This window comes from Flavobacterium psychrophilum (assembly GCA_001708385.1).
In the GTDB taxonomy this organism is placed as follows: domain Bacteria; phylum Bacteroidota; class Bacteroidia; order Flavobacteriales; family Flavobacteriaceae; genus Flavobacterium; species Flavobacterium psychrophilum_A.
Genome location: CP012388.1, coordinates 3,043,398 through 3,055,590, shown reverse-complemented (window position 1 = coordinate 3,055,590; position 12,193 = coordinate 3,043,398). Strand labels below are relative to the sequence as shown.

General features: G+C 39.2%; 11 protein-coding genes. 10 read left to right on the top strand and 1 reads right to left on the bottom strand.

What is annotated here, in order from left to right; all coding sequences use genetic code 11:
- Window positions 1–30: 30 nt before the first annotated feature.
- From ALW18_13355 to ALW18_13315, 9 genes are all read left to right on the top strand, one after another.
- Entirely contained in the window at window positions 31–261 is a 231-nt protein-coding gene (locus tag ALW18_13355; protein ID AOE53422.1) for a hypothetical protein, read from the top strand.
- Entirely contained in the window at window positions 258–548 is a 291-nt protein-coding gene (locus tag ALW18_13350; protein ID AOE53421.1) for a hypothetical protein, read from the top strand. Before ALW18_13355 ends, ALW18_13350 begins: the two co-directional genes overlap by 4 nt.
- Before the next feature lie 139 nt (window positions 549–687).
- Window positions 688–2,715 (top strand): peptidase M3, encoded by a 2,028-nt coding sequence (locus ALW18_13345; GenBank protein ID AOE53420.1) that lies wholly within the window; start codon window positions 688–690, stop codon window positions 2,713–2,715.
- Between the two features lie 108 nt (window positions 2,716–2,823).
- On the top strand, window positions 2,824–3,330 hold the full coding sequence (locus tag ALW18_13340; protein ID AOE53419.1) for a transcriptional regulator: 507 nt from the start codon (window positions 2,824–2,826) through the stop codon (window positions 3,328–3,330).
- Between the two features lie 54 nt (window positions 3,331–3,384).
- Window positions 3,385–3,690: a hypothetical protein gene (locus tag ALW18_13335; protein AOE53418.1), complete on the top strand. Its 306-nt coding sequence runs from the start codon at window positions 3,385–3,387 to the stop codon at window positions 3,688–3,690.
- The gene (locus ALW18_13330) at window positions 3,687–4,046 is read left to right on the top strand and encodes a hypothetical protein (protein ID AOE53417.1); all 360 of its coding nucleotides are present in this window, start codon (window positions 3,687–3,689) and stop codon (window positions 4,044–4,046) included. Before ALW18_13335 ends, ALW18_13330 begins: the two co-directional genes overlap by 4 nt.
- Window positions 4,047–4,050: 4 nt before the next feature.
- Window positions 4,051–4,437 carry a hypothetical protein gene (locus ALW18_13325; GenBank protein ID AOE53416.1) on the top strand — a complete coding sequence of 129 codons (387 nt, stop codon included), beginning with the start codon at window positions 4,051–4,053 and terminating at the stop codon, window positions 4,435–4,437.
- Between the two features lie 16 nt (window positions 4,438–4,453).
- Complete coding sequence (locus ALW18_13320; GenBank protein AOE53415.1) at window positions 4,454–5,362, top strand: NAD-dependent epimerase; 909 nt, start codon at window positions 4,454–4,456, stop codon at window positions 5,360–5,362.
- Between the two features lie 196 nt (window positions 5,363–5,558).
- Window positions 5,559–8,201: a TonB-dependent receptor gene (locus ALW18_13315; protein ID AOE53414.1), complete on the top strand. Its 2,643-nt coding sequence runs from the start codon at window positions 5,559–5,561 to the stop codon at window positions 8,199–8,201.
- Between the two features lie 51 nt (window positions 8,202–8,252).
- Here the strand turns inward: ALW18_13315 and ALW18_13310 are convergent, their stop codons facing one another.
- Window positions 8,253–9,077, bottom strand: coding sequence for a hypothetical protein (locus tag ALW18_13310; GenBank protein AOE53413.1), 825 nt, complete (start codon window positions 9,075–9,077; stop codon window positions 8,253–8,255).
- 132 nt (window positions 9,078–9,209) lie between these two features.
- On the opposite strand from ALW18_13310, the gene ALW18_13305 reads away from it, so the two are divergent.
- Window positions 9,210–12,059 (top strand): glycine dehydrogenase, encoded by a 2,850-nt coding sequence (locus tag ALW18_13305; GenBank protein ID AOE53412.1) that lies wholly within the window; start codon window positions 9,210–9,212, stop codon window positions 12,057–12,059.
- The last annotated feature ends 134 nt before the right edge of the window (window positions 12,060–12,193 follow it).

Here is a 12,193-nt window from a genome sequence, read left to right as displayed (position 1 = left end):
TTTTGTAACTTTGGTAAAAGCAAAGTAGTTATGGATATTCAGGCTTCAAAAATAGAATTAGCAAAAATGATATTAGAATTGGAAGATTCTTCTGTTATTACTAAAATTTTGAATTTGCTAAAATCTGAGACAACGCTTACTTCTACACAAAAGAAACATATTGACGCTGCTATTGCCGAATTGGAACATGGACAAGGCATACCACATGAAATGGTAATGGAAGAAACAAAAATCAGGTATTCAAAATATTTTGAAGAATGATTATATACTGGTCTTCGTTAGCGAAAGCTGATTATTGGAAAAATATCGAATACTTAGAAAAAGAATGGTCTCCAAAGGAGGTCATTTCTTTTATTAAGGAAGTAGAGTACAACATTCAGCTTTTAAAAGGCAACAATGTATTTTTTGTAAAAACAGGATATAAAGATGTTTATAAAATAGTGGTTACAAAACAAGTTTCGCTATTTTACCGAATTACAGATGACACAATCGAATTACTTAGATTTTGGAACAACTACCAGGATCTAACTAAATTTAAACTGAAATAGTCACATAACTATTAATACAGAGTGAGGCTGCCAATTGGCAGCCTTTTTTAATTACTGCTATACTGTCAGCCTCCTTTTAAAAAGCGTAACTTTGGTATAGTTGTTGACCCAACCCAAACAAATACTAGCATAATTTACTATGAACGTACTTACACAGAAATTTACAACCAAACACGATACAGCACCTTTCAACAGCATAAAAACAGAAGATTTTCTTCCTGCAATGAAAGAGGGAATTGAAGCAGCCCGCAAAGAGATTGACGCTATAACTGCAAATACCGATGCACCAACTTTTGAGAACACTATAGAAGCTATGTCTTTTGGCGGAGAGATACTGGAGCGTGCATCTAGCATATTTTTTAACCTGCATTCGGCAGAAACCAATGACGAGATACAAAAGATAGCTATGGAGGTTTCTCCCCTGCTGTCGGAATTTGGCAATGATGTGCGCCTGAACGCGGATTTATTTGAAAGGGTAAAAGCCGTTTACAACCAAAAAGACAGCTTAAACCTTACCGAAGAGCAAAAGACACTTCTTGACAAGAAATATAAAAGCTTTTCGCGTAACGGTGCTAACCTGCCGGAAGACAAAAAAAACAAGCTTCGCGAAATAGATAAAGAGCTTTCTAAACTTAGCCTTGAATTTGGCGAGAATGTACTGGCTGAAACAAATGCATATCAGCTGCACATTACTAATGAAGCTGACTTGTCAGGTTTGCCCGAAGGCACTATTGAAGCCGCCCGTGAACTTGCAATGAGCCTTGAAAAAGAAGGATGGGTTTTCACCTTAGATTACCCAAGTTACGTTCCGTTTATGACCTACGCCGATAACCGCGAATTACGTAAGAAGCTTGCTATTGCATTTGGCGCAAAAGCTTTTAGCAATAACGAGTTCGACAATCAGGAAACAGTTTTAAAAATCGCCAAGCTTCGCCATGAGCGCGCCGTACTTTTAGGCTATGCATCCCACGCCAATTTTGTTCTGGAAGAACGTATGGCTGAGAGTCCGGAGAAAGTAAAATCATTCCTTAAAGACCTGTTAGCGAAAGCAAAACCGGCCGCCGAAAAAGAATTTGCAGAACTTACAGCTTTTGCTAAAGAACTAGACGGCATAGACCATTTAGAGAAATGGGATGGTGCGTACTATTCTGAAAAGCTAAAGCAGAAATTATTCAACCTTGACGATGAAAAACTAAAACCTTACTTTAAACTGGAAAATGTGCTTAACGGTGCCTTTACTATTGCCGGTAAATTATACGGACTAAAGTTTGAAGAGGTTAAAGATATTGATACATACCATAAAGATGTAACCACTTATGAGGTAAAAGACGAAACAGGCAACCTTGTTTCTATTTTCTACGCGGATTTCTTTCCTCGTAAAGGAAAACGCAACGGCGCCTGGATGACATCATTTAAATCGCAATATGTAAAAGACGGCGTTAACGAGAGGCCGCATGTTTCTATCGTTTGTAACTTTACGAAGCCTACCGAAACAAAACCATCGCTGCTTACCTTTAATGAAGTAACTACATTGTTCCATGAATTTGGACACGCGTTGCACGGCATGCTTGCCGACACTATTTATCCTAGCCTTAGCGGCACCAGTGTATATTGGGACTTTGTAGAGCTGCCAAGCCAGGTTATGGAAAACTGGTGCTACGAACCGGAAGCACTTGCATTATTTGCGCATCATTACCAAACAGGCGAAGTAATCCCTATGGAATATATCAACAAAATTAAAGAAAGTGCAAGTTTTCAGGAAGGGATGGCTACCATGCGTCAACTTAGTTTTGGATTGCTTGACATGGGATGGCATAGCGCCGACCCAAGCGGTATCACCGATGTAAAAGCATTTGAAACAGAGCAATTCTCCTCTACCCAGCTTTACCCCGACGTAAAAGAGAATGCCATGAGCACTGCTTTTTCGCATATTTTCCAAGGAGGCTATGCATCCGGTTATTACAGCTACAAATGGGCTGAAGTATTAGATGCCGATGCTTTTGAATACTTTCAGGAGAAAGGCATTTTTGACAGGGAAACAGCTACTAAATTTAAAGAGAATGTACTCTCTAAAGGTGGTACAGAACACCCTATGCTATTATACAAACGTTTCCGTGGGCAAGAGCCTAAACCGGAAGCTTTGCTTAAAAGAGCAGGACTTGTATAATTTTAGATATATATTTACAAACCCCGGAGTTTACCGCTTCGGGGTTTTCTTCAAAAATAACTTTCATTTATTTTTGAAAGTTTAAAAATAAAATCTTACATTTGAAGTATGGAATTCAAAGAAGCAAAAAACAAGTTCGTGCAAACCTGGGGGGCATTAGGTTCTCAGTGGGGCATCAATAAGACCATGGCACAAATACATGCCCTTCTTATGGTTGCTGCCGAACCGCTTTCTATGGAAGACATTATGGATGAACTGCAGATTTCTCGTGGTAATGCGAGTATGAACCTGCGCGCCCTTATGGACTGGGGTATTGTATACAAAGAATACAAGCAGGGTGAACGCCGTGAGTTTTTTATTGCCGAAAAAGACCTTGACGAACTGGCTGTAAAAATTGCGCAGGAACGCAGCAAGCGCGAAATAAAACCGGCGTTAAAAGTGCTTAAAGAAGTTTCTACTTCTATGAAAGAAGATAAATCGGTAGAGGCAAAACATTTTACAGACCAGACAACTAAACTGTATGATTTTGTTCTGAAAGCCGACAACATGATCGAGAAAGCAACCGAGTACAAAGACAACTGGTTGGCAAAGCTTGTTATGAAGGTCATGAAATAAAAAAATTTGCATTAATGTTTCATTTTTTTCTGAAAGTTTAAAATAATATATATTATGAAAATGCTTTTAAAATTAAATTTCATAGCCTTGGGAATACCAATAGTATTGGGAATTATCTCATTCATGTATGGATTAATATCTACTATGCTTACAGGTGCTATTCAGGTGCTAATAGCAATTATAATGCTGGTTATGAATTGCAGAAATATACACCTGTACATTTACTTAGCAACAACACTTTTATTCTTTCTTTTATGGCTGGTATTTGCTGCCGGAAACTGGATTTTCGCGCTGCCTCCTGCCTTGGCAATATACCTTACTTATATAGTTACAACAGAATATAAAAAATCATTGTTATGAATTTAAACATCATAGCATATGGAATCTTTATGGCAATTGTGGCATATATAATTATCGTTGTTGGCCGTATATGCTATCGTAATGGAAACATTTATGTATTAAGCCTTATGCCCGGCCATGAAGAACTTTGCCTTCGCATTAATAAAATATTGTTATTAGGCTACTACCTCATAAATATCGGCTATACTTTAATGATGCTCGTTAGTTGGCAAAAAGTAACAACTGTAGCGCTTCTCATAGAAACAACAATGATGAAAACAGCAATCATTATCTCTGTTCTATCAATACTTCATTACACCAACATATTTGTTCTTACCAAATATTCTAAAAAATTAATTCAACAACTAAATCAATAACATTATGGAAACTACAAAAATTTTAATCGGTTACGCCATTTATTTACCAATTGCACTTTTGCTAACATTTGTTGTGTCACGAACGCTTTTTAAAAACGGAAAAATATTTATGCTCGACATTTTTAAAGGCCGTGAGGATATTGCAAACGCTACCAACCATCTTTTTGAAACAGGTTTTTATCTTTTGAACATTGGTTTTGCCCTTATGATATTACAAATGAGCGTGCATGACAACACCTATCAGACGCTTGTTGAAGAACTGAGTTATAAAATTGGTGGCTTTGCAATATACCTTGGTGTCATGCTTTTTCTAAACCTGTACTTCTTCTTCAGAGGAAAAAGAAAAGCCAAAGAGAGCCAGCAAACAGAGAAAATCGTTTTCAAAGGGTAACTAATTCTAACGAATCATGAAAAAAATAGTTATAGCCGCCGGAACTGGATTTTTAGGTCAGGTACTGGTAAATCATTTTAAATATAAAGTTGAGGAGATTGTCATATTAACCCGCGGAAAATCAATTACAAAAAATACCGTTCGGTATATAAATTGGGACGCAAAAACCATGACGGGTTGGGAAAGTGACCTTGAAGATGCCGATGTTCTTATTAACCTTGCAGGAAAATCTGTAGACTGTCGTTATACAACCAACAATAAAAATGAGATAATGGCATCGAGGGTAGAAAGTACAACGATACTTAATAAAGCAGTGTTGCAATGTACAAATCCGCCAAAGCATTGGCTCAACAGTTCTACAGCCACCATCTACAGGCATTCTACCGATAAACAGATGGATGAAGTAAACGGAGAAATAGGATTTGATTTCTCAATGAATGTTGCCAGTATGTGGGAGAAAGCATTTTTTCAGACCGAAACACCAAGTACTAAAAAAACAGCTTTACGCACTTCTATAGTATTAGGAAAAAAAGGCGGGGCGTTGATTCCGCTAAAGCGATTGGCATATCTCGGCTTCGGTGGAAAACAGGGCAGCGGAAAACAATTTGTAAGCTGGATTCATGAAAAAGATTTTGCCCGCGCTGTAGCTTTTATTATCGATAAAGAAATTGAAGGAGCAATAAATGTAGTCTCTCCGGAACCAATACATAATCGTAATTTTATGGAAGCCATACGCGTTACTGCAAATATATCTTTCGGCATCCCCATCAACGCTTTTATGCTAAAACTTGGCGCGAAGATTATTGGAACTGAAACCGAACTGGTTTTAAAAAGTCGAAATGTGATCCCGAAACGTTTGCAGGAAAACGGGTTCAAATTTATTTATGGAGATATCTACAAAGCAATGAGTCATTTACTAAAGTAATGCAAGCATAGCACATTATTGATAGGTTAATTATCCTTAACCGTTGATTAAAATAAAATCACAATTATTCGTTAAAATGTTATACAAACATTTCCGCACAGTCAACAAAAAGCAAATAAAATCTATTTAACAATCTCTTAACCTGCGTGTTACTGTAAATAGCAATTTTTACAAAAACCAAATAGTAAAACGCAGGATGAAAAATTTTAGCAGATTATTTTTTACGCTTTCCCTTTTGCTGATTTCAGCATTTGCAATGGCACAGGAAACCATAACCGGTAAGGTTAACGACGATCAAAACATGCCATTGCCTGGAGCAATGATCACCATTAAAGGAACAACAGCTTCTGCCAGTACAGGCATAGATGGTACTTTTACAATTACCACCACTATTACATCGGGTGAATTAATTATTAATTATTTAGGATTCAACACCCGATCGCAGCCGTTTACAATTACACCCGGCAGTACGCTAAATCTTGGCACAATACAATTAGCTTCTAACACAGAAGACCTTCAGGAGGTTGTTATTGTAGGTAAAGGGATTATTGACCTTGAAGAAGACAGGCGCACACCTGTAGCTGTGAGTAATATCAGCAGAAGAGAATTGGTGGAAAAATCGGGTAACCAGGAATTTCCCGAAGTTATGAAAAATACACCCGGCGTATATGTAGCAAGCCAGGCCGGTGGTTATGGTGACTCTAAAATGTTTGTTCGCGGTTTCGACCAGACAAACACCGCCTTTATGCTTAACGGCCAGCCAATAAATGGTATGGAAGACGGTAACATGTATTGGAGTAACTGGAGTGGTATGACAGATGTTGCCAACCATGTACAGGTGCAGCGTGGTTTGGGTTCTTCTAAACTGGCAATATCATCTGTGGGTGGTACCGTGAACATTGTTACTAAAGCAACCGACCTTAGAAAAGGAGGATTTGCGCAGTCTATGTTTGGTAATGATAATTATATGAAAAATACAGCGTCTTACAATACAGGCCTTATGGAAAATGGCTTTGGCGCAAGTTTTATGCTTTCTAAATGGAGTGGCGACGGTTATAACCGTGGTACACAAGGTGAAGGATATAACTACTTCCTTTCATTCGGTTACAAACTTAATGAGAAACATCTTTTTAACTTCCTGGTATTTGGCGCACCGCAATCACACGATCAGAATTTTACAAAATCTATTGCAAACTATCAGCAATACGGCAGGAAGTACAATAATAATTACGGTTTTCTAAATGGCGATTACCTTAGCGAAAGGACCAATTATTACCACAAACCGGTACTTAACCTAAACTGGGATTTCAACATAAACGACAATATGAATCTTAGTACGGTACTTTACGCTTCTTACGGGCGTGGTGGAGGAACAGGTAACTGGGGTAACGGACGCGTTCGTACAGCTGACGGGCATATTGACTTTGATGCTACACGCGATAAAAACCTTGCCGTTGCAGATGGGATAGGCACTAATGCAGCCTATGCTATTCGTAATTCGGTAAACAACCATGCGTGGTATGGTGTGGTTTCCAACTTTAACCACAAGATAAATGAGAACTTTAGCTATAATGCAGGTCTTGATATCCGCACTTACAAGGGGACACACTACAGGACTATAAATAACTTCTTAGGCCTTAATGGTTTTGCAGTGCCTAACAGCGGGGCAGATGGAAACATACAATCTCCGGATGGTTACATAGTTACAGAACGATACAGCGCAAATCCGTGGAGTGCTATTTTTGACAAAAAGCCTGATGATTTCCAAAAAATAGATTATGATTATGATGAAAGGATAACCTATGGCGGAGTTTTTGGACAAATGGAATATGCTACAGATGATTTCTCCGCTTTCATTCAGGGTGCGGTGTCAAACCAAAGCCACGTACGTTGGGATCGTTTTCAATATACGCAGGAGAATGAAAAGTCAGATAAAGTAAACAATACAGGTTATAACGTTAAAGCAGGTGCAAGCTATAAATTTGCAGAACAACATACTATATTTGCTAACGCAGGGTATTATTCAAGACAACCTTATCACGATAACATTTACCTGAATTTCCGTAACGAAGTAAACCCACTTACACAGAACGAAAAAATTACCGGTTTTGAGGCTGGATACCGCTACCGTAGTTCATTTATAGATGTAAATATAGATGCCTACATGACCCGCTGGAAAGACAGGGTTACAACAACTAGTAACACCGACGAAGATACCGGAATGCTTTTATACACTACTAACAACGGGGTACATCAACTACACAAAGGTATTGAAGCAGAATTAGTTGCACGCCCGATTAAAGAAATTGGCATTAAATGGTTTGCTTCTATAGGCGATTGGAAATATGACGATGACGTACTTACTGTAGTACGCGATGAGAACAGGAACATTATCAGCGAAACAGTTAAAGACGTTAAAGGTGGCAGAGTTGGCGGTGGTGCACAGACTACATGGGGCTTTGGCACTGTTTACAAAATAGCTAAAGGGTTAAGCATTGATGCCGATTGGAGAAATTACAGCAACCTTTATGCAACAGTTGTTGAGAAAGACAACCTGAGGCTTCCGGCTTTTGACATTATGGATGCAGGTATAACCTATAAAATGGATTTTGCTACTACATCACTAACTTTCAGGGCAAACATAAACAACCTGCTTGATGATATATATATTAGTGAGAGTACATCGGCAATTAAAACTACAGTAAATGTAAGTAATACAGATCCGTCGTTAGGAACTTACCTTTCTAACGGTAGGATATACGATGGCCTTGCCGACGGAAATAACGTATTCTTCGGTAACGGTAGAACTTATAATATAAGTATGAGGTTTAATTTCTAAAAGCCTCCTTCTTTATGAATCAAAAGCCCTGCAATGCAGGGCTTCTTTTGTTTATATAGAGATAAAGCTAGCCAGGAATACCAGCCCCAACCAGAAAATGGGAATACTCTCTACCCAAAATAATGTATAGTATTTAGAACGCTGCGGCGATGCAAATACCGTAAAAAGAGATACGGTTACTACCATAATAAAATTAGAAAGCAACTGGCGATAGTCTATTGTTGTTCTTAGCAATTCTAAAAGAAAGAAAGGCAACAGGATTGAAAGGTTTAGTATTTTGGTACGGCGTACCCCTATTTGCTGCGGAATTGTTTTTAGGTGCGGGTCGTCTTCCTTAAGGTCTATGATCTCGAATATCAATATCAGTATAATAATCAGGAAAAAGCGCTGCGTAAATTTAAGATAGGCATCAGATGTAAGTCCCACATGGGCGTTTATGAGTGGCAAAACAAGTGTTATACCGGCCCAGCAGAGGGCAACAATATAAATTTTAACACCACTCCAGTTGCGCAGGTTTTTGGTATTAGGAAAAAACGGAACTGTGTAAAGTGCCGTTAAAGCAAAAAACACAATTCCGATGATTTGTGTTATTCTTTCAAGGAAGAAAAAGCTTATTCCCGCTGCAATTAGTGCTATTGTGCTTAGTAAAACGACAAATTTCACCTTTTTCCCTGCCGACTTTTTAACCCTGAAAAGTCCGTCATACTTCATGAAGTTATAGCTAAACATCGTTCCGCAATACGCAAAAACAGCAACAGCCCAATTGAATGGCAAATGAAACATATGGTTGGTCATAAGCACCAGTGCCAATACGGATAATGCCACGTGCATACTGCCGTGTATATAGACCCAAAAAAGGTTTTTAATCACACTCATCTTACAAAATTAATCAATATCCTAATAACAACACTTTTATGATGAAATAATCACAAAAATCGGTCAGAAAAAGGTATAAAAAATTGAATATAATTAACTAATTTTGTGCCTTTAAAAACAACGCACGATATAATGAGAACAGATGCTTTTGCTTTAAGACACATTGGTCCTAGAGAGAATGATCTTAAACACATGTTTAAGACCATTGGTGTTGAATCTATTGACCAATTAGTATACGAAACATTACCTGACCCGATTCGCCTTAAGGCTCCGCTAAACCTGGACCCTGCGATGACGGAATATGAATATCTTAACCACGTTCAGCAACTTGGTAACAAGAATAAAATATACAGGTCGTACATTGGTTTGGGCTATCACCCTGCTATTGTACCACCACCTATCCAGAGAAATATTTTTGAAAACCCGGGATGGTATACTGCGTATACTCCATACCAGGCAGAAATTGCTCAGGGTCGTCTTGAAGCTTTGCTTAACTACCAGACTACTGTAATTGAACTTACAGGTATGGAAATTGCAAATGCATCACTTCTTGACGAAAGTACTGCCGCTGCAGAAGCAATGGCACTTTTGTTTGACGTACGTACACGTGAAAAGAAAAAAGCTAACGCTAATAAATTCTTCGTTTCTGAAGAAATACTTCCACAAACACTTTCTGTATTGCAAACTCGTTCTACGCCAATTGGTGTTGAGCTTGTAGTTGGCAACCACGAAACTTTTGATTTTGGTGACGATTTTTTTGGTGCTATACTACAATACCCTGGTAAATTCGGTCAGGTTTACGATTATGCTGCTTTTATTTCGAGCGCTAAAGCGAACGATATTAAAACAGCTGTAGCTGCCGATATATTAAGCCTTGTAAAACTTACTTCTCCGGGAGACCTTGGAGCTGATGTTGCTGTAGGTACTACACAACGTTTTGGTATTCCGTTAGGTTACGGAGGCCCTCACGCAGCTTATTTTGCAACTAAGGATGAGTACAAACGCAGCATGCCGGGAAGGATTATCGGTGTAACTATTGACACTAATGGTAACCGTGCACTTCGTATGGCGCTACAAACACGTGAGCAGCATATTAAACGTGAAAAAGCTACGTCTAACATTTGTACTGCACAGGTACTTCTTGCCGTTATGGCTGGTATGTATGCTGTTTACCACGGCCCTAAAGGACTTGAGTACATTGCAGATAAAGTTCACGCTTCTGCTGTAACAACCGCCGACGCACTTACTAAAATTGGTGTTAATCAGGTAAACACTGCTTTCTTTGACACTATCCTTGTAAAAGCAGATGCTGCCAAAGTTAAAGCTGCTGCAGAGAAACTTGAAATAAACTTCTTCTACCCTTCTAACGATACGGTTTCTGTTTCTTTCAACGAGACTACATCATTAAAAGACATAAACGATATTATCAGCATATTTGCTGATGCAGCAGGTAAAACTGCCGATAAAGTAACTGCACTTGCTGAGGTTAACGCTATCCCTTCTAACCTTAACAGGACAAGCGAATTCCTTACACACGATGTATTTAATAAATACCACAGTGAAACAGCGTTAATGCGTTACATTAAAAAACTGGAGCGTATGGACCTTGCTCTTAATCACTCGATGATTTCGCTTGGATCTTGTACTATGAAGCTGAATGCAGCCTCAGAAATGCTTCCGTTAAGTATGCCAAACTGGAACAACATTCACCCGTTCGCTCCTGTTGAGCAGGCTGGAGGATACCAGGAAATGCTAACTAAATTAGAGCAGCAGCTTAATGTAATTACTGGTTTTGCCGGTACTACACTACAGCCAAACTCTGGTGCACAGGGAGAATATGCGGGACTAATGGTTATTCGTGCTTACCACGAATCACGTGGAGAAAGCCACAGAAACATCGCCCTGATTCCTGCATCTGCACATGGAACAAATCCTGCAACTGCACACATGGCAGGTATGGAGGTTGTTGTTACAAAAACTTCTGAAAACGGAAACATTGACGTAGAAGACCTAAGAGCTAAAGCTATCCTTCACAAGGACAACCTTGCCTGTCTTATGGTTACATATCCGTCTACACATGGTGTATACGAGGCTTCTATTATCGAGCTGACTAAAATAATCCACGAGAACGGCGGTCAAGTTTATATGGATGGCGCTAACATGAATGCACAAGTAGGACTTACAAACCCTGCTACTATTGGTGCTGACGTTTGTCACCTTAACCTGCACAAAACATTCGCTATCCCTCACGGTGGTGGTGGACCTGGTGTTGGACCAATTTGTGTTGCCGAGCACCTTGTACCATTCTTACCTACTAACCCTGTAATTGCAACAGGTGGTAACAATGCTATTACGGCTGTATCTGCTGCACCTTGGGGTTCTGCCCTAGTATGTCTTATCTCTTACGGATACATTACTATGCTTGGTGCTGAAGGACTAACAAGTGCTACACACCACGCGATACTTAATGCCAACTATATTAAAGAAAGACTTGCAGGTCATTACGATACACTATACACAGGCGAAATGGGTCGTGCTGCTCACGAAATGATCATTGAATGCCGTCCGTTTAAAGCAAATGGTATCGAAGTAACTGATATTGCTAAGCGTTTAATGGACTACGGTTTCCATGCACCAACAGTATCTTTCCCTGTTGCAGGCACATTAATGATTGAGCCTACTGAAAGTGAAAACCTTGAGGAGCTTGACCGTTTTTGCGATGCAATGATATCTATACGTAAAGAAATTGAAGAGGCTACTGCCGATGATAAAAACAACGTGCTGAAAAACTCTCCGCATACACTGGCTATGCTTACTACAGACAACTGGGAGTTTCCTTACACAAGAGAAAAAGCTGCATTCCCGCTTGAGTACCTTCAGGAAAATAAATTCTGGCCTGGAGTTCGCAGGGTAGATGATGCCTACGGAGACAGGAACCTTGTTTGTTCTTGTGCGCCGATAGAGGCTTACATGGAAAACTAATACAGAGACTCCCGCTTCGGCGGGAGTTTTTAATTTACACTTTTTTGCCGCTAATTTATCAATCACGCGTGGTAGTATGATTTATGTCATATACCAATTGGCGAAAATCTTAGACCTTTGAAGTGTCAAAAAAT

Bases quoted from the DNA above. Each gene is read 5' to 3' on its own strand.
- ALW18_13355 (AOE53422.1), top strand. From the start codon at position 31: ATGGATATTCAGGCTTCAAAAATAGAATTAGCAAAAATGATATTAGAA.
- ALW18_13350 (AOE53421.1), top strand. From the start codon at position 258: ATGATTATATACTGGTCTTCGTTAGCGAAAGCTGATTATTGGAAAAAT.
- ALW18_13345 (AOE53420.1), top strand. From the start codon at position 688: ATGAACGTACTTACACAGAAATTTACAACCAAACACGATACAGCACCT.
- ALW18_13340 (AOE53419.1), top strand. From the start codon at position 2,824: ATGGAATTCAAAGAAGCAAAAAACAAGTTCGTGCAAACCTGGGGGGCA.
- ALW18_13335 (AOE53418.1), top strand. From the start codon at position 3,385: ATGAAAATGCTTTTAAAATTAAATTTCATAGCCTTGGGAATACCAATA.
- ALW18_13330 (AOE53417.1), top strand. From the start codon at position 3,687: ATGAATTTAAACATCATAGCATATGGAATCTTTATGGCAATTGTGGCA.
- ALW18_13325 (AOE53416.1), top strand. From the start codon at position 4,051: ATGGAAACTACAAAAATTTTAATCGGTTACGCCATTTATTTACCAATT.
- ALW18_13320 (AOE53415.1), top strand. From the start codon at position 4,454: ATGAAAAAAATAGTTATAGCCGCCGGAACTGGATTTTTAGGTCAGGTA.
- ALW18_13315 (AOE53414.1), top strand. From the start codon at position 5,559: ATGAAAAATTTTAGCAGATTATTTTTTACGCTTTCCCTTTTGCTGATT.
- ALW18_13310 (AOE53413.1), bottom strand. From the start codon at position 9,077: ATGAGTGTGATTAAAAACCTTTTTTGGGTCTATATACACGGCAGTATG.
- ALW18_13305 (AOE53412.1), top strand. From the start codon at position 9,210: ATGAGAACAGATGCTTTTGCTTTAAGACACATTGGTCCTAGAGAGAAT.